The organism is Streptomyces venezuelae (assembly GCF_008642355.1).
GTDB lineage: Bacteria > Actinomycetota > Actinomycetes > Streptomycetales > Streptomycetaceae > Streptomyces > Streptomyces venezuelae_B.
Map to the genome: position 1 here is coordinate 6,070,388 of NZ_CP029193.1, position 20,971 is coordinate 6,091,358.

A 20,971-nucleotide genomic window follows, 5' to 3' on the forward strand; every position below is an offset into this window, starting at 1 on the left:
ACGGGGGCTCTCGGTCACGGTGTGCGCTCCGCCGTCGCGGGAGCCGACGTCGGCTGCGCGGGCAGCGGCGCGCCCGCATGGACGCAGGCCGCGCGATGGTGCGGCCCCGCGTCCCGCAGCGCCTGGTCCTCCGTGGCGCAGGTGTCGAGGGCGACCGGGCAGCGCGGATGGAACGTACAGCCCGTGGGGAGCGCGGACGGGTCGGGCGGATCGCCCGGCAGGCCGCGCGGGGCGAACCGCGACGCGGCGTCTCCGATGCGCGGGAACGCCGCCGAGAGGGCCTTCCCGTACGGGTGCCGCGCGTTCTCGTAGACCTCGGAGGCCGGGCCCTCCTCGACGACGCGGCCCGCGTACATCACGGCGAGCCGGTCACACGTGTCGGAGAGCACGGCCAGGTCGTGGCTGATCATCATCAGGCCCAGATCCTGCTCGGACACCAGCTGTTCGATCAGGCGCAGGATCTGCGCCTGGATCATGACGTCGAGCGCGGTGGTCGGCTCGTCGGCGATGATCAGACGCGGATCGCAGGCGAGCGCCATCGCGATCATCACGCGCTGACGCTGGCCGCCGGACAGCTCGTGCGGGTAGGCCTCCGCACGGGCGGCGGGCAGCCCCACGTGTTCGAGGAGCTCGCCCACCTTGGTCTTCGCGCCCGCCTGCGTCGCCTTCTTGTGCAGCAGGATCGGCTCGGCGATCTGGTCGCCGATGCGGTGGACGGCGTTCAGGGAGTGCATCGCGCCCTGGAAGACGATCGACGCGCCGGCCCAGCGAACCGCGCGGACCCGCCCCCACTTCATGGTGAGGACGTCCTCGCCGTCGAGCAGGATCTCGCCGGACACCTTCGTGCCGGCGGGCAGCAGCCGCAGCAGGGCGAGCGCGAGCGTGGACTTGCCGCACCCCGACTCGCCCGCGACGCCGAGCTTGTGGCCCGCGTCGACGTGCAGGTTCACACCGCGGACCGCGGCGGCGCCGTTCGCGTACGTCACTTCGAGCTCGCGTACGTCCAGGAGGCGCGGCGAGCTTGCTTCGGTGTTGTCGGACAAGGTCAACGGGAGGCCCCCAGCCTGGGGTTGAGCACGGATTCCACGGCGCGGCCGCACAGCGTGAACGCCAGCGCGACGACGGCGATGGCGAGACCGGGCGGGGCGAGGTACCACCAGTGCCCCGCGCTGACCGCGCCCGCCTCGCGCGCGTCCTGCAGCAGCCCGCCCCAGGAGACGCTCGTCGGGTCGCCGAGGCCGAGGAACGCGAGCGTGGCCTCGGTGAGGATGGCGCCGGAGATGACGAGGGTGGTCTGCGCGAGGACGAGCGGCATGACGTTGGGCAGGACGTGCCGGGCCATGATGTGGCCGTGGCCGCCGCCGAGGGCCTGGGCCCGCTCGATGTAGGGGCGGGACTCCACGGCGAGGGTCTGCGCCCGGACCAGGCGTGCCGTGGTGGGCCAGGTCGTCACGCCGATCGCCAGGATGATCGTCCAGATCGTGCCGGACATCACGGCGGCGAGCGCGATGGCGAGCACGAGCGTCGGCATCACCAGGAACCAGTCGGTGATGCGCATGATGACGGTGGCGTACCAGCCCTTGAAGTGCCCTGCGGTGATCCCGACGAGCGTGCCGATGGCCACCGAGAGCACGGCGGCGAGCAGTCCCACGGTCAGCGACATGCGCGCGCCCCACACGAGCAGGCCCAGCAGGTCGCGCCCGAACTGGTCGGTCCCCAGCGGGAATTCCCCGCTCGGCGACTCCATCGGGTCGCCCGGCGCGCCGGTCACGCTCTGCGCGTCGGAGCCGACGAGCAGCGGCGCGAAGACCGCGGCGAGGGCGATCAGGACGAGCACGGTGAGGCCGACGAGTCCGGCGCGGTGCGTGCGGTACTCGCGCCAGAAGCGCGCCACGGAGTGCCTGCGCCGGGTCCAGGCGAGCGACCGCGCGCTCTTCGGGACAGCCGACGCTTGGGTGGCGGGTGCAGGGTTGGACGGTACGGGGTCGGTCGGTGCGGATTCGGTCGTCATCGGCCCACCCGGGGATCGAGCAGCGGATAGATCACGTCGGCCAGGGTGTTCATCAGGATCACCGCGACGGAGAAGACGAAGAACAGCCCCTGCACCAGCGGCAGGTCGGGCACGCTCAGCGCCTGGTAGAAGAGCCCGCCGAGACCCGGCCAGGAGAACACGGTCTCGACGAGGATGGCGCCCGCCACGACCGTGCCGAGGTTGACGAACATCAGGGTGACGGTCGGCAGCATGGCGTTGGGGACGGCGTGCCGGCGCCGTACGAGATCGTCCCGCAGCCCCTTCGCCCGCGCGGTCGTCAGGTAGTCGCTCCCCATCTCGTCGAGGAGGGAGGACCGCATGACGAGCAGCGTCTGGGCGTATCCGACGGCGACCAGCGTGACGACGGGAAGCACCATGTGGTGCGCGACGTCGACGACGTACGCGAAGCCCGTCTCGCCCCCGGACTCCAGACCGCCGGTCGGGAACATCCCGGGGATGGGCCCGATGCCCACCGAGAAGGTGATGATCAGCAGCAGCCCCAGCCAGAACGACGGCACCGAGTACAGCGTCAGGGCGAGCCCGGTGTTGAGGCGGTCGCCGAGTTTGCCGTTGCGCCACGCGGTGCGGGTGCCGAGCCAGATGCCGATGATCGTGTAGAGGACGTACGCCGTTCCGGTGAGCAGGAGCGTCGCGGGCAGCGCCTCCGTGATCTTGTCCATCACGGGCGCGTGGAACTGGTACGACGTACCGAAGTCGCCGGTCAGGACGTTGCCGGTGTAGTCCCAGAACTGGGCCATGACCGACTTGTCGAGGCCGAACTCCTTGCGCATCGCGGCGAGTTGCTCGCCGGAGACGCGCTTGCCGCCCGTCATCTGCTTGACGGGGTCGCCGGGGATCAGGCGGAACAGGAAGAAGCTGGTGACGAGCACGGCGAACAGCGACACGACAGCGCCGCCGATCTTGCCCGCCACATAGAGGAGGTAGGCGCGGGTGTTGCGGGCCCGGGGCCCGCGGGCCGACGCCGCCCCGGCCGCAGCCGGGTCGCCGTCGGCCCCGGGACCCTTGGGGCCCTCGGTGTCGAGCAGTGCGGGATTGCTGTCAGCGGTCATGCGTTACTCGCGGTCCTCTGCGGTAGAACGGCGGCGCAGGGCGAACAGGACTCCGCCGCCCACGAGCACCACCGCGGCAGCGGCGATACCGATGATGACACCGGTCGAGCTGCCGTCCTTGGAGGAACTCTTCCCATCCGCGGGCACGGCCGACCACCAGCTCCAATATCCGTCCTGGCCGTAAATGTTGCCCGCGGCCGACGGCATGGTGGTGATGGACTTGATCTGGTCGGTGCGGTAGGCCTCGACGGCGTTCGGGTACGCGAGGATGTTCATGTACCCGGAGTCGTACAGCCATGACTCCATCTGCTTCACGATGTCGGCGCGCTTGCCCGGGTCGTACTCGGCGAGCTGCTTCTCATAGAGCGCGTCGTACTTCTTGTCGCAGATGAAGTTGTCCGTGGCGGCGCTCTCCTTGGCCTTCTTCGGCAGCGCGGCACAGGTGTGGATGCCGAGGACGAAGTCGGGGTCGGGGTTGACGGACCACCCGTCGAAGGCGAGGTCGTACTCACCCGCGTACCAGGGCACGGACACGTCGTCGAGGCAGTTCACCTTGAGTCCGATCCCGAGCTCCCCCCACCACTCCTTCAGGTACTTCCCGACGGCCTTGTCGTTGGGGTCGGTGGCGTGGCACAGGATGCGGAGGTCGAGCGGTTTCCCGTCCTTCCCGACCCGCTTCCCGTCACTGTTCTTCTTGTATCCCGCCTCGTCGAGGAGGCGCGCGGCCTTCTTCGGGTCGTACTTCAGCTCCTGGTCGGCGGACGGCTTCCAGGCGTACTCGGAGAAGCGCGGCGGAATGTACCCGGCCCCCTCGACGGCATGCCCCTGGAAGACCTTGTCCACGAGCGCCTCCCGGTCGACGGAGAGGAAAAGCGCCTGTCGCACCCTCTTGTCGAGCAGCGCGGGATGCCCGTCGCCGAACTTCTTGCCGTCGAGGGTCTTGGCGCCGGGGTTGGTGGCGAGGGCGAAGAACCGCCGCCCAGGCCCCTCATTGACCTTGATGTTGTCCTCGTTCTTCAAGGACTCGGCCTGCGCGGGCGTGAGCGCGGGCTGCCCGGCCACGAACGACACCTCGCCCTTCCTGAGGGCGGAGACGGCGGCGTCCTGGTCCTTGTACGTCTTGAAGACCAGCTCGTCGAATTTGGGCGCCCCGCGCCAGAAGTCCTTGTTGGCCTTCAGCCGTACGTACTGGTCGACCTTGTAGTCCGTCAGGGTGAACGGCCCATTGCCGACGACGGGGAAGTCCTTGTCGTTGTTGAACCTCGAGATGTCGTCGACCTTCTCCCAGACGTGCTTGGGAACGATCGGCACATCGAGGGCGGCCATGGTCGCCTGCGGCTTCTTCAACTCGATGACCAGCTTGGTGGGGCTCGGCGCGGTCACCTTCTTGAAGTTGGTCACGAAGTTCGAGTTCGCGGTGGCGGTGCCTTCCTTGGACATCACCTTGTTGAACGTCCACGCGGCGTCCTCGGCGGTGGCCTGCTTCCCGTCCGACCACTTGGAGTCGCCCCGGATGGTGTACGTCCAGGTCAGCTTGTCGTCGGAGGACTCCCACTTGGTGGCGAACCCCGGGATCGCCTTGTTGTCCTTGGCGTCGTAGTTCGTCAGGTACTCGTACGTCAGGCGGTGGATGCTCGTGCTGAGCAGCCGCTGGGCGAGGAACGGGCTGAGCGAGTCGACGCTCTGCGCCACGGCGACGGTGAGCACGTCCTTCCCGCCGTCGTCCTCGGCCTGCGCGAGCTGTGGCGCCGGATTGAGCGGCGTGGCGAGACCGGCCGTCAGAGTGAACGCGGCGGCGCCACCGGCGAGGGCGAGCTTGAGGCGGGGGTGAGGGCGGAAGCGGGGGTGGGGGTGTGCTGCTGCTCTCGGCGCTGCTGCCGGTACTGCTGATCTGCCGTGCTGATCTTGTGTGTCCATGGGTCGGTGACCTCGCGTCATCGCTCGCGCAGGGATGGCTGGTTGCACATTGTTCGATCAAGAAACGTCAGCTGGTTGCTGTGTGTTTACCAGCGCCGGTCTGCGCGCGTCAACGGCGTGCGCACCCCATGTGGCCTGCGGAAACAACGAGTTGACCGGTATGGAGCACACATTGGTCGAGACCAGTGACGCGTGGCTGGTGAGGGAGTGACGGCTGGGGGAGGACGGGCACGGCCCCCGGTGCCGGGTGCGGCGTGCGGAGGCAAACATGCGGGTGGGCCCGCACCGGGGAACGGTGCGGGCCCACATGAGGGTCGGCGACGACTGCTACTGCTGCGGGGGCGGCGGCTGCTGGAACGGCGCGCCGGGCTGCGCGGGCGGGGGAGCCTGCTGTGCCTGTTGCGGCGGCTGGGGCTGCTGCCACCCTTGCGGGGCGCCGGGCTGCTGCGGGTAGGGCTGCTGCTGTCCAGGCTGGGGCGGCGGCGCCTGCTGGGGCTGCTGAGGTGCGTACGGCTGAGGTTGCTGAGGTACGTACGACTGGGGCTGCTGCGCCTGCGGCTGATGGGCCTGCGGCTGCTGCACCTGCTGTCCCGGCATCGGGGGAGCCATGTGCGGCGGCGGATTCCCGTCCGACGTCCACAGCCCCTGCTGCTGCTGAGCCCGTACGAAGTCCTCCGCGACCATCGCGGAGAGGTTGAAGTACGCCTCCCGCACCTTCGGCCGCATCATGTCGAGGTCGACCTCCGCACCGGCGGCGAGATGCTCGTCGAAGGGGACGACGACGACGCCGCGGCACCGCGTCTCGAAGTGCGACACGATGTCGTCGACCTTGATCATCTTGCCGGTCTCGCGCACACCGGAGATGACGGTGATGGACCGCGAGACGAGGTCCGCGTACCCGTGCGCGGAGAGCCAGTCCAGCGTCGTCGAGGCGCTGCTCGCACCGTCCACGGACGGCGTGGAGATGATGATCAGCTGATCGGCGAGATCGAGGACCCCGCGCATGGCGCTGTACAGCAGCCCCGTACCGGAGTCGGTGAGGATGATCGGGTACTGCTTGCCCAGTACGTCGATCGCGCGCCGGTAGTCCTCGTCGTTGAACGTGGTCGACACGGCCGGGTCCACGTCGTTGGCGATGATCTCGAGCCCGGACGGCGCCTGCGAGGTGAAGCGCCGGATGTCCATGTACGAGTTGATGTACGGGATCGCCTGGACGAGGTCACGAATGGTCGCACCGGTCTCACGCCGCACGCGCCGGCCGAGCGTGCCGGCGTCGGGGTTGGCGTCGATCGCGAGGATCTTGTCCTGCCGCTCGGTGGCGAGCGTGGAGCCCAGCGCGGTGGTGGTCGTCGTCTTGCCGACGCCGCCCTTGAGGCTGATGACGGCGATGCGGTAGCAGGAGAGGACCGGGGTCCGGATCAGCTCCAGCTTGCGCTGCCGCTCGGCCTCCTCCTTCTTGCCGCCGAGCTTGAACCGCGAACCGCCCGCGGGCCGACTGCTCTTGGCCTTGGACTTGGTGTTGCGCAGCAGCCGGTCGGAGGACAGCTCGACGGCGGCGGTGTACCCGAGCGGGGCCCCGGGGTTCGTACGCTCCCGCTGATCGTGCCGCACGGCCTGCGGCCAAGCGGCACCGGTGCGGGGGTCGACGGGGGCTTGGGGCTGGTGGGGTGCGGGGGCCTGGGGCTCGGGCTGGGGCTGGGACTGGGCTTGGACGGGTACGTGGGGTTGGGCCGGGGGCTGAGCGGGCGCGTGGGGCTGGATTTGGGGCTGGGCCTGGGCCTGCTGCTGCGCGGGCGGCTGGGGCTGCTGGTTGGGGAGGGGCTGCGCACCGGGGGTGACCTGCTGCCCGGGAACCTGCGGCTGCCCGGGGAACGGCTGCTGCGCGGGCTGTACGGGCGGCTGCTGTCCGTGCGGTGCGGTTGCTTGCGGAGCGGTCGCTTGCTGTCCCTGCGGTGCGGTCGCCTGCGGGAACCCGTACCCACTGCCCGGACCGGCCGCTTCGGGGGCTACCGGAGGGGTGGGGGCGGGGGCGGGTGTGGCGTTCTGCGGGGCAGGGGCAGGGGCAGGGGCAGGGGCAGGGGCGGTGGCAGAGGCAGGGGTGAAGGGCGCGCCGGGCGCGGCGGGCGCGGCGGCTCCGGTCTGCGGGAACCCGTAACCGCTCTGCGGCGGCTGCGGGGCGGCAGGCGCGGGGGCGGGGGTGGGGTTCTGCGCGGGCGGGACCGGCGTGGCGGGGGCAGAGGGCGGGGCGGTCTGCGGGAACCCGTAACCGCCTTGCGGCGCCTCAGGAGTGGGAGGCGCGGGCGGAGTGGAGTTCTGTGCGGGCGGAGCGGGAGCGGCGAACGGTGCGCCGGGAGTGGCGGTGGGGGCGGTAGGGGCGGTCTGAGGGAACCCATACCCACTCTGCGCGGCGTCGGGAGCGACAGGCGCGGGGGCCGAGTTCTGGGCGGGCGCGGCCTGCGGGAATCCGTACCCGCCCTGCGGCGCCTCGGGGGTGCCAGGTGCGGGCGGAGTGGAGTTCTGGGCGGGCGGAGCGGGCGGAGCGGGCGCCGCGAACGGCGCGCCGGGGGCAGCGGCGGGCGCAGACGCGGACGTAGGCCACGTACCCGGCGCGGGCTGCGGAGCCTGCGGCTGAACCGGCGGGGCGGGCTGAGCCTGCGCCCCTGGTGCCTGAGCCTGCGGCTGCTCGGCGGCAGGCTGCTGCGCGTCCGGTACAGGCGCGGGCCACTGGGGTGCCGCGGCCGGAGCGGCAGGCTGGAACGCGGGCGGCAGCGGAGGCAGCACGTCCTGCGGAGAGGGCGGCGGAGGCCAAGCGGACGGTACGGCGTCCTGTACGGCCTCGTCAGCACCGCTGGAGTCGGGCGAGCCACCGGCCTCGGCCACGGACTCGGACTCACCGGATTCGGCAGTCTCGGCAGACTCACCGGACTTGTCGGCCCCATCGGACTGGACCTGCCCGGACCCATCCACCTCGGACGAACCCACGTCGGACCGGTCGGCGTCCGCGTCCCGCCCCGCCGCAGCGGCCAGCTCCTCGAACTCCCGCTTCAGGGCGCGAGCGGAGAACCGCATGGTGGCGCCGCTCTCAAGATCGCCACTGCCGAGGCCCTCAACGGAGGGTTCGACGACATCACTGTCGGAAGAGGAAGGGCCAGAGTCGTTACCAGTACCAGTACCAGTACCAGTACCGGAGCCAGAACCAGACCCGGAGCCAGAACCAGTACCAGCACCGGAGCCAGAACCAGAGGGAGCCCCGGACGAGGCACCTACCGACTCATCCGCACCGCTGCCCCGACCGTTACCGTCACCCCCATCATCACCATCACCCTCCCGCTCCTTGGCCTCCGCGAGGGCGTCGACGTCCTTCTTGGGCACGACACCAGTCACATGCACGGAGGCAGCAGGCCCGGCGACAGCCCCGCTCCAGTCGGAGGCGCCACCGCCGGAAGCGACGGGCGGCACGGAAGAAGGCGCCTCAGCAGGCGTGTCGGAAGACGCAGCAGGAGCCGCGGCACCCTTGTCCTCAACCTCAACCTCGACGTCAACTCCGACCCCAACCTCAACCTCATCCACCGAAGCCGAAGCTCCCGACCCCGCAGGCTGGAACCCACTCCCCACGGGCAACTTCGGCACCACACTGGGAACACCGGCCGAAGGCGGCCCCAGCGGCAGAGGCGGAGGCGGCGGAGCCGCGAAGGAAGGCATGGCGGGGGCCGCGGGCGCGGAAGCAGCAGCCCCAGAGATGTCCGAGCCGGAATCCGCGGAGTCGGAATCCCCGGAGTCGGTCGCCGCCACACCGGAAGGCTCCGACAGGTCGGAGGAGTCAGAAGCCGCAGAAGAGTCGGACGACGCCCCCGGTGTGGAAACAGGCGCCGCCGAAGGCGTCTCCCCCGCGCTGCCGGAAGCGTTCTGCGTGTACCAGGCGGGCGGCGCGTAGTCGATGGTGAACTCGCCCGTCGTCTCGGCAGCGGACTCCGCGTCGGACTGATCATCGACGGGTGAGTCCCAGCCCCCGCGGATCTCGTCCCGATCGCTGTTCACAATGCCTCCTGATGTGGTCGAGCACCCTCGTGCCGTGGTGGGGGGCGACCGTTCCTGTCGTCCGATCCGCCTGGCTCTCCCCGTTGAGGGACGCGTACGACCCGTTCGAGGGTTCTGGCGTCGCGCCCTGTCCCAGCCTAATCACCAAAACCAGGAGCACGGCAGGGCAGTCCGCCCCACCAATGCTGTCCATTGCGTCACGCACCACTCAGGAGCGATCCACGTACATCAAACAGTGACGGACAAACCGCTCAACAACAGACACTCCACCGTGAATTACGAACGCCGCACACTCCGCGTCGGCTCTCACCCGCCCTTGCCCGTCCCCGCCCGATCAGTCCATCCGCCGAGCGGCACCCAACAATCCGGTCTCGGCATCCGTGGCCTGCGTCATCACGTACTGCCGGTCCCGGTCGGCGCACCACAGGGTCACGCCGTCCGCGAGCGTCGGCAGCGACTCGACGTCGGCGCCCGGCAACCCGAGCAACCGCCCGATCTGCGCCGCTTCGTCCGGTGACACCCGCTGCACGCCCACCAGCCGCGCCTGCCGCACGAGCCGGGGCGCGACGGGACTCAGATAGGGCAGCACGGTGAGGACGGACTGCCAGGGCGCGGAGACGACCCGCCCCCGGGGTGGCCGCATCCCACAGTCCCGCACCACCAGCACGGGACTCCCCGCGGACGCCCCCTGCGGCGGCACCCGCCCCACGTCATGCACGGCCATCACGCTCTGCCCGACCCCGAGCGCCTGCACCAACTGCGCCCAGGCCCCGGCCCGCCCGGTCTCCACAGCCACCCGCGCCCCGGTCGCGGCGGCCCGCAACGCGATGACTTGCGCCGTCCATAGGCCACCGATGAAAACCATGTCGTACGGAGTGGGCCGGCTGACGCCGAGCACGGCGGGCCCGCCGTCGGCGTCGACGCCTATGACCACGCCGTCGTCCCCGATGGGGAGGCCGAGTTCGGGCAACGAGTCCAGGGGGAGCGCGTGCCGGGGGTGCCGCGGCCCGATCAGGCCGAACCCCGAACGGATCAGCTGCCGTGCGCGAGCCGCCGCCGAAGGCGCGGGCCCCCCGGACCGTGCGGGCACCCCAGGTGCGGGCGCGGGCACAGGCCCGGCCCCCGGTACGGGCCCGATCCCCGCCACAGGCCCCATCCCCGTCACAACAGCATGCCCGTGCCCGTGTCCGTGCCCCTGCCCCTGCCCAGGGCCAGACCCTTGCCCATGTCCATGCACAGGTACCGTCATCAGCGCGTGCCCCCGAGCGGCAGAGTGGCGAGCATGCCAGGAAGCTGTTCGCGGTCGAGTCGCACCAGGCCGACCCGCGCCTGGCGTGCGGTGTGTTCCAACGCGCGGCGCGCGGAAACGAGTTCGGCGTCCCCGCGCCCGGTCACGCGCATGTGCCCGCACAGCGACACCTCCCTGCGATCGTCTAGCCGCAACGCCAAACTGAACGTCGTCGCCAGCGCGGGTACCGCCGTGAGCGAGGCCACCAGCTGGGGGAGGGGCTGCCCCGCGGAGCCGCCGAGGTGCGGCCAGCGTCGTACCCAGTACGTCGTATGCCTGCGGTTGTCGCAGCGCCACGACCGCGCCGTCTCCTCCGTCCGGCGCTCCGGCGCCTCGGCGCGCCCCGCCTGGGCTGTGACCAGGGGATTGGCGCCTGCGGACGTGGCGACCGCGGACGTCAGCTCTTCCTCGTCGAGCACCGTGACCCGGAAGCCCGCCCCGGTCAGCCGACTCGCCAGCTGGTCGGCGGCTCGCACCACGCACTTCTGGGCGCCGACCAGTCCCCCTCCCCGTGCCGCCACGGCCTCCGGGCAGAGCTCGGGGTCGAGCTTGAGCGCGATCCAGGTGATCCGTACAGCGGGAGCCCCGGTCTGCGCCTGCAGAGGCGCGTAGTTGCCGACGGCGACCGACTGCTGCGGCAGATGGAGGGCGGGTGCGGGCTGCGTGTGCAGCACTACCTGCGCAGACTCGAGACGGATGCCGTCAACCTCGAGCGCGTCCGCCACGAGCTGCAAGGGGAGCGGGCGTTGCAGCCTGTCGGCACGCAACGAGGTCGCCTCGGACTCGACTTGGAGCACGGCCGTCACAAAGGTGCCGTCCCCGATGATGCCCACGGAGCGTCGGTCCCTGTCGCCGTAGGCGTACGTCCTCAGCGCGGGGTCGCATTCGACGGCCGGTGCGAGACCGGGCTCGGTGCCGGGACGCACCGGAGTGGTGGACGCCCGCCTCTGCCGAGCGCGCAACGCCCGTGCTGTGCCGAGCCAGTCGGGCAGCGAGCGCCCCCGTCGGCGTACGACCGCCAGAAGGAGCAGCGGCACCGCCACCAAGAGGGCCGGAACGACCACGAGTTGATCCACAGCCCAGGCGGAGAGGAGCAGGGCGGCGGCGACCTCGACGAGCACGAGCTGTTGCAGCCGAAACGAACCGTACTGCTGCGCTCGAAGGCGGAGTTGGACGGAAGCCGGTCCGCGGGGCGGGGGCGACCCCGCCCCCTCGGGGCCGGACGGCGGACCGCCGGGCCCGCCGACCGGGGTGTGCAGGTGCGCCCGCGACCTTCTCCGTGTGGCCGTAGCCATCACTCCATACCCCCCGAATCAGGCGAATTCCCGTGCCCAGTAGGGCGTTTGCGTGTCCCGGTGCCCTACCCCCTGCACACGCCTGACTACTCACCCTGCATAGTAGGGGCCGGGTCTTGCAATGCAGGCATGGGGTTCGCGCCCCGACGCGCGGTGGGGGAGAAGCAGGCGCTCATGGCATCACGGCGGGACGAGCTCAACGCGTACACCTTCGCGAAGAAGCGGACGTTGGCGGCATTTCTCCAGCCCTCGCCGACGGGTTCCGAAGAGGGGGCGCCGCGTCCTCTTCGTGCCTTCCTGCCGAGTGTGATCACGGGTGTCCTCGTCCTCGCCGTGTTCGGTGCCTGGGGGATGTTCCAGCCCAAGGCGCCGCCCGGGTGGGACGCGCCGGGCACCCGCGTGATCGTGGGCAAGGATTCGACGACGCGGTACGTCGTACTGAAGACCGGCAAGAGGACACGTCTGCACCCCGTCCTCAATCTGGCCTCCGCGCGCCTGCTGATGAACGGCGCCGATTACAAGGTCATCCAGGTCGCCGACAGCATCCTCGACGCGGGCAAGCCACCGCGCGGCCCCATCATCGGCATCCCCTACGCCCCCGACCGGCTCCCGTCCTCCGACGAGGCCGGCAAGACCAAGCGGTGGGCGGTCTGCGAGCAGCCGGGGTCCGGCGGCCGTACGACGCAGGAGGCGACGTTCGTCCTCGCCGACCGGGAGGCGGACAAGATGGACGGCTCCCGGCGGCTCCGCAAAGGCGAGGTGCTGTACGTGAAGACGCGCTCGGGAGCACGCCACCTGGTGGACGCGGCCGGAGTGTCGTACGAGGTCAAGGGCTCCGAGGGGGACCTCCTTGCGGACGCGCTGGTGGGGCCCACCAGGGAGCCGCAGCTGGTGACCAAGGAGTGGCTCGCCACGCTGCACCGCGGCAGCCCGATCGCCTTCCCGCAGCTGCCCGCCAGTGTGGGGGACCCGGCCGACGCCTCGGGCCAGTTGTCGCCGGAGGAGAACCGGGTCGGCATGGTCCTGAAGGCGGAGACGGGAGAGGGCACCAAACACTTCGTGGTGCTGCCGGGCAAGGTCCAGCCGATCACCGAATTCACCGCCTGGCTCCTGATCAACTCGCGGCAGACGGCGGAACTGAACATGGACGGTCAGGCCCGCACCGTCGGCCTCCAGGACTTCGTGTCCGCCGACGGCACCTTCGAGGGCGAGGCCGCACAGTGGCCGCGGCACCGCCCCGTCCAGGTCAACGGCGGGACCAGCGGCAGCGGCCGGGACACCGTGTGCAGTGTGCTGCGGAACGTGGACGAACAGGGGGGTACGACGCTGAGTACCTGGGCGGGCCCGAAGTACCCCGCCGACATCGTCGCCGGCGGCACGAGCACGTACGTGACACCCGGAACGGGCCTGCTTTACACCCAGGTCCGCGGTACGCAGACGAAGACCGGCTCACTCTTTCTCGTGACGGACACAGGCCTGCGGTACGCCGTACAGGCCAACGGCGACAGCGACAGCGAGAAGTCCGACATCGGCGCGGACGACAAGCCACAGACGACCGACGGCAGCCCCGAACCCAGCGAGGCACAGGTCAAGCTCGGCTACAAGAACGTACGGCCCGCCAAAGTCCCCCTGTCCTGGTCGGACTTCCTCGCGAAGGGGCCCCGCCTCGACACCAACAGCGCCCGACAGCCCCAGGGGTCCTGACCTGACCCCAGCCACCCCCTGATGCCATCGACGGAGAGGACAGAGGTAGCGGTGCCGCCGACGAAGAGAGTCCTGCTGGTCGGGGCCGCCCTGGTGACAGCCGCGGGCGCGGTTGCCCCCGCGGCGGCCGTCGACGACGCGGGCCCACGCCCGCGCGCACCGATGCACCTCACCGGCGACGGCGCGTGCCAGATCCCCGCCGAGCAGATCAAGGGCCGTCCCTGGCCGCTGCAGCGCGTGCTGCTCGACGAGTTGTGGCAGGACGGGAAGAAGGGCAAGGGCATCCGGGTCGCGGTCATCGACACCGGGGTGGACGACAAGAACCCGCAGCTCACCGATGCGGTGGATGCCCGCGCGGGGCGCGACTACCTGACGAAGGGCAAGGGAGCGGACCCCACGAAGGACGAGGTCGGGCACGGCACGAAGGTCGCGGGCATCATCGCGGCCCGCCCGCACAAGGGAACGGGCTTTGTCGGCATCGCCCCGGCCTCGACCATCATTCCGATCCGGCAGAACGACGCCGACAACAGCGGCGACTCCGACACCATGGCGCAGGCCATCGACCACGCGGTCGCCAAAGGCGCCGACGTCATCAACATCTCCCAGGACACGACGAAGCCGTTGTCCCGCACCTCGGTCCTGGCCAAGGCGGTACGTGACGCTCTCGCCGCCGATGTCGTGGTGGTCGCCTCCGCGGGGAACGACGGCTTGGACGGCAAGGTGAAGAACACCTATCCCGCGGCCTTCGACGGAGTGCTCGCGGTCGCGTCGTCCGACCGCAACAACGAACGAGCATCCTTCTCCCAGCCGGGCGACTTCGTCGACGTGGCGGCGCCCGGCGTGGACATCGTCTCCACCGTCCCCGGCGGGGGTCAGTGCACGGACAACGGCACGAGTTTCTCGTCCCCCTTCGTCGCAGGCGTGGCAGCTCTCCTCAAATCCCGCCACCCGGACTGGAGTCCCGCACAGATCGCCACGCGGATCGAGCAGACGGCGGAGCGCTCCATCAACGGCCACGACAACTACGTCGGCTGGGGCGTGATCGACCCCGTACGAGCCCTCACCACCTCCGACACCACCTCACCCGCGACCTCGCCGACCCCGGACCCCGGCGTGTCGAAGGCCCCGCCCCCGGACACGGCGGCTTTCTCGCTCGCCGAGACCTCGCAGGAACGGTCCGAGCGATACGCGACGTACACGGTCGGCATCACCGTGGTCGTGGTGGCGGTGATCGCGGGCGCGGCGGCGGCCCTCCGCGAGGCCCGCAGAAGAAGAAACCTCAGGGCATGATTTCCCGCCCCACGGTACGAACTCGCGTCCAACACAGACAAGTTGCGGAATCACTTTGACTAGAGTGACGTACGGCATCACGAGTTGATGTCGCACGGGGGCGGCGCAGCGTCGCGGATCGCATGCCCGCCAGAGCCGGGGGAGCCCTGGCACGGAGTCGAAACGAACAGCGGCTACCACCGCTGTCGGTGAATGAGGAGGGCAAGAGCGATGAGCGTCGATTACAGCAATGACGATCTGACCAAACTGGCGGACAGGATCCGCAACTTCCACATGGATGTGAGCAAGCGTGTCACCTCGCTGAACACGGTCGTGGACATGATCCAGGCCGGCTGGAAGGGCGCGGCGGGCAAGGAGTTCGACACCCTGCAGCGTGGCGTGAACCAGCACCTGAAAAAGCTTCAGGACAACCTCGTCGACCTCGAAGACGTGATGCGAATGAGCGTCAAGGGCTTCGACAGCCACGAGCAGGAGCGCATCGCGCAGATCCGCAAGGTGGACAACTCGTACGAGGTGCCGAGCCGGATCGTCGACCACGCCTGAGACGCTGCGACCGAAAGTCAGGGAGTACCAACATGTCGGACAACTTCGACCGCACAGCAGTGAATTACGACACCGTCACGACGGCGGCCACCGATGTGCGGAACAACGCCAGGAGCATGGACGAGGGTCTTGAGACTCTCATGCGCGAGGTGGCGCGAGTGGCCGAGAGCTGGGAGGGCGAGGCCAAGACCGCGTACCACGGCATTCAGCGGCAGAGCGAGGCCGAGATGAACGCGATGGTGCACAAGCTCCACCGCATCGCCGGCCTCCTGGACGAGTCCGTCGTCGGCTACAGCGACACGGACAAGGGGAACGCGGCGCGCTTCCGCATGCTGAGCTGACGACCCCGCCACACAAGTGAGGGGGTCGCGGGCACACACAGCCCCGACCCCCACCCTCACACTTCACATACGGTCACCCGACGGCGTCGGCCCCGTCATCCGCCGGCAGCCCACCGTTCCGCGTCGTCGGCTCCAGATCGAACTCCCCGTCCCGCGCCCCGAGCACGAAAGCCCGCCACTCGGCCGCGGTGTACCGGAGCACGGTCCCTGTATCGAGCGACGACCGCATGGCAACGGCCCCCTCGGGCAGGTAAGCGATCTCGACGCGCTCCTCGGCCTCCTCCGTGCCGGGCGCGCTGTGCCACTCGATGCCGGAGATATCAAGCGCGTAGAGCTCGTCCTTCTCCCGCTCCTTACGCGCCCTGACGTCCTCATCCAGTCCCTCGCCCATGCCGACCCGGCCCCTTCCCAACGTACGAAACCACTGGTGACTCAGCCTACTTGGCGGGGTGGGGGGTGGGAGCGTAAGTCACCGGTTGGAGCGACGAAGCGTCGACGTCCCTCTGTGCATGCCCCGAGGGGCAGTTCACCCGCCGTGTACGGCATCCCACTCATTCGGATACGGACGCGAGGCGACCCTCTCGACGACCGGACCCCCAACATCATCCAAGTTGCGACTCCGGAGGTAGAAGAACGGCGGTGGGGTCCCGGCAGCAACAGCGATTACTTCAATCCGTCCTGGACCTTGGGAGGATCAGGGAACTTGATGGGCTCGCTGCAGTTCATGCCAGCCGTGACCTCTCTGGCGGAGGCGATGAGGATTTTTGCCGCTGTGCGGCCGGTCAGCCCCACTCGATCGACGATGGTTCCGCGCAGTGTCTTCGGCTTCGCTGACGCAGTCGATGAATCACTGATGCGGCAGTCTACGAGCAGCTCGAAGGCATCACCGCTTCTGAATACTGCGCCGATTCCTGGATCAGGTGTCTTGCTTGGGAAAGCTTCGGGCCACCATCCGAACTGGACCTCTAGTTCCGCCTCTCCCCCAGAGGCGCCATCGACGAAACATGTCACCTTCGCGTCGCTCGAAGCGTCGACTTCTACTCCGAGATACTGGGAGGCCTCTTTAGTCATGCCGTATTTGACGCCGTCTGCCTGCACTCCGTCGCGCAAGGTGCCACCCCTGCGGCTGGACACTATTTCCTTATATGTCCGCTCATCGAAGACCTTGCCACCACAAGCTTGTTTCAGCGAGATGAGCTGTGTCTTGTGTGGCTTTTCCGGTGCGGAATTCCTGCCGCTACCGTTGTCGCTGCAGGCAGTTGCGCCTGTCAAGAGGAAGCAGAGCATAAAAACAGCGACTGGGTGGGGGAATGGAAATACTTTCATAGGTTAATCCGCATCGGTCTGGTCCGTCTCGTTGTCACCCGCGTTGTACTTCAATTCAATATTTCTCCGCATATCCGTGTGCCAGTCGGTCCCCTCCACGTTCGGATGCGCCGCGACATATGCTTCCAGAGGGTCACCTGATCGTGCCCTGCCTGCGTTCACGAACTCGCTCTTGGTCATCACTTCCTTGTGGTCGAAGTCGGCCTCTTGCTTGGCCACCTCCCGGTCGATGGCGTTGCTCTGACTCGTTTCGATTGCGCCCCCAAGGCTTTCTACGAGGCTGGGCACTGCAAATGCCACCGCGGCGGACGTGGTGGGCCCACCAAAGGGTAGAACAGCTAGCCCAACTCCCAGGCCAACACCTTGACTTACTCCGAACTTCTTCCACTCGGCTGCCTCGGCAAGCTTCTGATTGGCTGCGTCTGTGGCCTCGCCGTAAACTTTATTGATCTCGCTCACGCGGGCTTGGTCCAGAATTCCATGCGTTTTGGCGCCGGTCTCGATTGCAGTTCCCAGTACCGCATCAGGCGCCTCATGGGCTTTGAGTGCGCTCACGGTGTACTCACGCTGCGCGGCGGAGAGAATTTCATAGTTCCCGGCATGTTGACCGACATTGGCCAAAAAGGCGGAAGCCGTCTCGTGCTTCAGCCCGATGTGCTTGCCTGAATCGTCATGATTGAACGCCTTATCGCGCAGACTCTGCCCGTCTTCACCCTGCGTAAAGTTTGATACGGCCCAGTTGAGATCGTCCATGTAACCAGCTCCCATTTTGGCGAGGCTGTTACCGAGGCCGGTTTTATTTTCCAGGAAGTTTTGGTCCTGTGCAACGGTGTGGACGACCTGCGACATGATATTGGCAGTGGTTTCGTCTCGGTGGAGACCCAGATCCGGGCGGTCGTAGGGTGCCCCCAGCGTTGCCGCCTCCAGCGCATGACCGAGTTCGTCATACCCAAAACCGCGCTTATTCTGAGCGAGTGGGTTCCCATCCGGCCATTCGCGGTCCTTGAGCATATATTTGAGGTCTGCGTCGAGCTTGTCGTGATCTTCCCAACCTTTGGAGTAGAACCTCTCCTTCGCAGCCTCCGGGTTATGTCCGAGCGCTTCCATGTAGCCAGCCATAGGATCCAGTCCATGGTCGGTTCCAGAACCGAAGTTCAGGAAAACGTCATGGTTCCATAGATCTGTCGGCTTCTCCTTGCTGTCCTTCTCAAAAGAAATCAGCTTGTCGCCGTACTTGTCGAGGAAGCCCTTATCGTATTCACCATGGCGCATCAAGCTGCTCATTACCTGAAAACCTCGAGGTCCCTCGGTGGTCGACGAGGTGCTCATATCGAGATATGTGACAGGCTTGTGGCCAAGCTCGATCATGTCCTTTTTCCATCGACCCATGGCATCGCTATCCGAGTGTGAGGCGGTGGCCAAAGTGTAGCCAAGGGACTTCTGAATCTGAGCGGAGATCTTGGTCTGATCGTCGCCAAACTGTTTCCGGTCGGCAATCCGGGTCCACAGTTCCAGAGTTCCTTTGGCGCCGGTGCGGGTTGCAAATTTCTCTGCGAAATAGGGATCACCCTCGTGGTGAGCGAAGATCGCATTGACCCTCTTCAGGGTGGCCGTGTCCAGAGAGTCGTGCGCGCCGGCGAGCGCGAGTTCACTCTTCGCGCCGGTGAGTTCCTCGAGTTCCTTGAGGTCGCGCAGAACCTTTTCGCGCCCCTTCTTGGCGTCGGCGATGCTGTGGTACGCGTTGGAGTCGAACCCCTTCTTGCGCCCATTGTGGTCTTGATTGAGCACCCACGCCAAGGCCTCATCGGCCTCTTGAGCGGCATTGATGTGTGTCTGAATATTACCTCGGTAAGCTTGGATGGTTTCCCGATAGCTCTTATTGAGCATTCCCAGCTGGTCCGGTGGGAAATCCTTCGGCGGGTCCATATAGACTTCACCGTCGGGCCGAATCGACAGATACTCGTCTTTGTCGATATCTCGCTTGATCGTGCGCAGCCGCGTTTGCGCATGGGTGAAAACCTCATACGCATCGTCGAATAGCTTGTGTACGTCCTGGGCCTCGTCGGCGGCGTGATCGATCTGCCGTTCCACGTACTTGAGCTTCTCCACGGCGGCTGCTGCGGCTTCGCCATCCCAGTCAGATCCTTGCAGGCCTTTTTCTACCGTATTGCTGTACTGTGTGCTGATCTTCCTGAACTTTTCAGGAAGCTTGCTCCACTTGGCAACGGCCTGGGAAAGTTCGGAGAAGTTCGCGTGTAGCAGCGTTTCATAGTCCAGCATGCGGCCCTTTTTCTTCCCGCTTACTTGAGATCCTGACCTTGATGCTCATTCCTGGCTCGATCTCTTTCCTTCTTCTCCCGTTCCGTGAAGGTTTGAGCGCTCCTGCGAAGTGCTCCAGCCACATCGTTCTGGACAAGCTTTTCGACGTACGCCATTTGGCTTTTCCATCTATCGATAAAGTTCGCGAACGCCGGACCAGATTCAAATCCCTTTAGGCTGGGGCCGACCTGGGCTGTCTCGGTCATGGCCGCGTTATCCGCCTTGAGGAAGTCCTCACGAACGATGTCGGCTTTATCTGCTCGTTGATTGAGAACGCTGGAAGTGACCTTGAGCCCCCGGCCTAGTCCGCGATTGCCGCTCCCGTCGTCCACGGCGTTGAGCCGCATCCTTGTCTCGGACACAGCTGTGGATCGGGCTGTAGCCCACTCTTCTTCGAACGACATGGCTCTCTCGTGAGGGTGAGAAATGGCAACGGTCAGTGAGGTCGATGCATCTGATCTGGGCCCGACGGTGGACCGTAGGGTGGAGAGGAGTGAGAGTCCGGCCCCGCGGGCTGCGACGGAGCGGTGGTGAAAGAATCGCGCTGTGTGGAGTCACGTTGTCGTGAGCGGACGCGAGCAACGATGACCGCGGTTCCGGCGAGCATGGCGGCGCCGAGACCCATAGAGATCCAGAGAGCGCTGTTGTCGTCGTCTTTCGCCGGCGCTGGCGCAGCCAACTCGTTCTCCTGAATGCTCTCTGGGGCACCGCTGGTCTCAGACACCTTGGGCGCGGGTGACTTGACCGCCGCTGCCAGGTCCGGCAACGGGTACTTGTCGGCCGGCCCGGGATCACCCGGGTTCTTGAGTGCGACACGAGGTCGCACCGCCCCATATCCGACCGAGTCGTCCCGGCTCCACCCCTCGTCGTTGCCCTGCATCGTGTTGATCATGACCCGCAGGACCTGGTTGTTCGTCCAGTCGGGGTGCTTGGACCAGATGAGGGCGGCGGAGGCGGAGGCGAGGGCCGTACTCGCGCTGGTCCCGCTACCGCTGCATACCTTGGTGCCGCCGGTGCACGCGTTCCAGATGTCGTCCCCGGGCGCCACCATGTCGACCTGCGGGCCCCATTGCGATTCCTTGGTCCGCTTGATCTTGCGGTCGATCGCGCCGACTCCGACCACGCCAGGAGTCGCCGCCGGGTACATCAGTGGGTTGCCCTTGGCGGCGTCATTGCCGACCCCGGCAAAGATCAGCTTCCCTTTGCTGAGCGCGTACTTGACCGCAGCCGTCAGTTCGGGAGTGTCCACATTCTTGAAGCCACGATGGTTGGCTGCCGCCATGGAAATGTTCAGGATCTGAGCCCGTGAATCTGCGGCGTAGCGAATGGCCTTCGCCATGTCACGGGAGTAGCCCGACAGTTGTGCCCCCTGCCGGGAGCGCTCGGACCCGTAGGACATCCTGATGGGCAAGATCTTGGAGTCCGGAGCCAGGCCGAATGAGCCCGCCCTCCCGCCTCGAGCGCCTGTTCCCGCGATGAGGGCCGCTGTGCCAGTGCCGTGGTTGGCATCGTCCGTGTGCTCGTCTCCCGCAAGGCTGGAGAAGTCCCTCCCGTCCAACACCTGACCACGCAGGTCGGCGATCGTTCCATCGACTCCGGAGTCGATGACTGCGACGGTGATCCCACGACCGGTGCTGGTCTCCCACATCTCATCGGCCCGCATGGCGTCAAGGTGCCACTGGCGGGAACGAACACTGTCGGCGTGCGCAGGCGTCGCCGCGACGCTCGTCAAGAGGAATCCCAGTGCCGCTGACAGAGCGACCTTGGAGAGGACGATGCTCTTCCGACTGATGGGCATCTGCGTTCCT

17 protein-coding genes and 1 pseudogene are annotated in these 20,971 nt (G+C 67.6%); 5 read left to right on the plus strand and 13 right to left on the minus strand.

Features of this window, described 5'->3' with window-relative positions:
* Window positions 1-14 precede the first annotated feature (14 nt).
* The 5 genes from DEJ47_RS28155 to DEJ47_RS28175 form a co-directional block, all read right to left on the minus strand.
* Window positions 15-1,049 carry an ABC transporter ATP-binding protein gene (locus tag DEJ47_RS28155; RefSeq protein ID WP_223828531.1) on the minus strand — a complete coding sequence of 345 codons (1,035 nt, stop codon included), beginning with the start codon at window positions 1,047-1,049 and terminating at the stop codon, window positions 15-17.
* Window positions 1,046-2,011, minus strand: a complete 966-nt coding sequence (locus tag DEJ47_RS28160; protein WP_150172860.1) for an ABC transporter permease — start codon at window positions 2,009-2,011, stop codon at window positions 1,046-1,048. Before DEJ47_RS28160 ends, DEJ47_RS28155 begins: the two co-directional genes overlap by 4 nt.
* On the minus strand, window positions 2,008-3,102 hold the full coding sequence (locus DEJ47_RS28165) for an ABC transporter permease (protein WP_150172862.1): 1,095 nt from the start codon (window positions 3,100-3,102) through the stop codon (window positions 2,008-2,010). The genes DEJ47_RS28160 and DEJ47_RS28165 overlap by 4 nt, the downstream gene beginning before the upstream one ends.
* Window positions 3,103-3,105: 3 nt before the next feature.
* A complete protein-coding gene (locus DEJ47_RS28170) occupies window positions 3,106-5,019 on the minus strand; it encodes an ABC transporter substrate-binding protein (protein WP_150172863.1) in 1,914 nt (637 codons plus the stop codon).
* A gap of 327 nt (window positions 5,020-5,346) precedes the next feature.
* The gene (locus DEJ47_RS28175) at window positions 5,347-8,088 is read right to left on the minus strand and encodes a MinD/ParA family protein (protein ID WP_190415601.1); all 2,742 of its coding nucleotides are present in this window, start codon (window positions 8,086-8,088) and stop codon (window positions 5,347-5,349) included.
* Window positions 8,089-8,758: 670 nt separating this feature from the next.
* On the opposite strand from DEJ47_RS28175, the gene DEJ47_RS37675 reads away from it, so the two are divergent.
* Complete coding sequence (locus DEJ47_RS37675) at window positions 8,759-8,953, plus strand: hypothetical protein (protein WP_161235349.1); 195 nt, start codon at window positions 8,759-8,761, stop codon at window positions 8,951-8,953.
* 23 nt (window positions 8,954-8,976) lie between these two features.
* Here DEJ47_RS37675 and DEJ47_RS37680 read toward each other — a convergent pair.
* The 3 genes and pseudogenes from DEJ47_RS37680 to eccE form a co-directional block, all read right to left on the minus strand.
* Window positions 8,977-9,057, minus strand: a pseudogene (locus DEJ47_RS37680) (SCO5717 family growth-regulating ATPase); the annotation flags it as partial.
* A 334-nt stretch (window positions 9,058-9,391) separates the two neighbouring features.
* On the minus strand, window positions 9,392-10,213 hold the full coding sequence (locus tag DEJ47_RS28180; protein WP_202456534.1) for a hypothetical protein: 822 nt from the start codon (window positions 10,211-10,213) through the stop codon (window positions 9,392-9,394).
* A gap of 92 nt (window positions 10,214-10,305) precedes the next feature.
* On the minus strand, window positions 10,306-11,640 hold the full coding sequence (gene eccE / locus DEJ47_RS28185; RefSeq protein WP_150172867.1) for a type VII secretion protein EccE: 1,335 nt from the start codon (window positions 11,638-11,640) through the stop codon (window positions 10,306-10,308).
* A 174-nt stretch (window positions 11,641-11,814) separates the two neighbouring features.
* Here eccE and eccB point away from each other — a divergent pair, with 174 nt between their 5' ends.
* From eccB to DEJ47_RS28205, 4 genes are all read left to right on the plus strand, one after another.
* The gene (gene eccB, locus DEJ47_RS28190; RefSeq protein ID WP_150175911.1) at window positions 11,815-13,344 is read left to right on the plus strand and encodes a type VII secretion protein EccB; all 1,530 of its coding nucleotides are present in this window, start codon (window positions 11,815-11,817) and stop codon (window positions 13,342-13,344) included.
* A gap of 51 nt (window positions 13,345-13,395) precedes the next feature.
* Window positions 13,396-14,634: a type VII secretion-associated serine protease mycosin gene (gene mycP, locus DEJ47_RS28195; protein ID WP_223828532.1), complete on the plus strand. Its 1,239-nt coding sequence runs from the start codon at window positions 13,396-13,398 to the stop codon at window positions 14,632-14,634.
* Between the two features lie 210 nt (window positions 14,635-14,844).
* Window positions 14,845-15,177, plus strand: coding sequence for a WXG100 family type VII secretion target (locus DEJ47_RS28200; RefSeq protein WP_150172871.1), 333 nt, complete (start codon window positions 14,845-14,847; stop codon window positions 15,175-15,177).
* Window positions 15,178-15,209: 32 nt separating this feature from the next.
* The gene (locus tag DEJ47_RS28205; protein ID WP_150172873.1) at window positions 15,210-15,518 is read left to right on the plus strand and encodes a WXG100 family type VII secretion target; all 309 of its coding nucleotides are present in this window, start codon (window positions 15,210-15,212) and stop codon (window positions 15,516-15,518) included.
* 73 nt (window positions 15,519-15,591) lie between these two features.
* Here DEJ47_RS28205 and DEJ47_RS28210 read toward each other — a convergent pair whose 3' ends face one another.
* The 5 genes from DEJ47_RS28210 to mycP (DEJ47_RS28230) all read right to left on the minus strand — a co-directional run bounded on the left by DEJ47_RS28210 (window position 15,592) and on the right by mycP (DEJ47_RS28230) (window position 20,961).
* Entirely contained in the window at window positions 15,592-15,909 is a 318-nt protein-coding gene (locus tag DEJ47_RS28210; RefSeq protein WP_150172875.1) for a DUF397 domain-containing protein, read from the minus strand.
* A 272-nt stretch (window positions 15,910-16,181) separates the two neighbouring features.
* Window positions 16,182-16,844: a hypothetical protein gene (locus DEJ47_RS28215; RefSeq protein ID WP_150172877.1), complete on the minus strand. Its 663-nt coding sequence runs from the start codon at window positions 16,842-16,844 to the stop codon at window positions 16,182-16,184.
* Between the two features lie 3 nt (window positions 16,845-16,847).
* Window positions 16,848-19,124 carry a DUF6571 family protein gene (locus DEJ47_RS28220; RefSeq protein WP_150172879.1) on the minus strand — a complete coding sequence of 759 codons (2,277 nt, stop codon included), beginning with the start codon at window positions 19,122-19,124 and terminating at the stop codon, window positions 16,848-16,850.
* Window positions 19,125-19,144: 20 nt separating this feature from the next.
* Entirely contained in the window at window positions 19,145-19,567 is a 423-nt protein-coding gene (locus tag DEJ47_RS28225; RefSeq protein WP_190415604.1) for a hypothetical protein, read from the minus strand.
* 32 nt (window positions 19,568-19,599) lie between these two features.
* Window positions 19,600-20,961, minus strand: coding sequence for a type VII secretion-associated serine protease mycosin (gene mycP, locus DEJ47_RS28230; RefSeq protein ID WP_150172881.1), 1,362 nt, complete (start codon window positions 20,959-20,961; stop codon window positions 19,600-19,602).
* Window positions 20,962-20,971 lie beyond the last annotated feature (10 nt).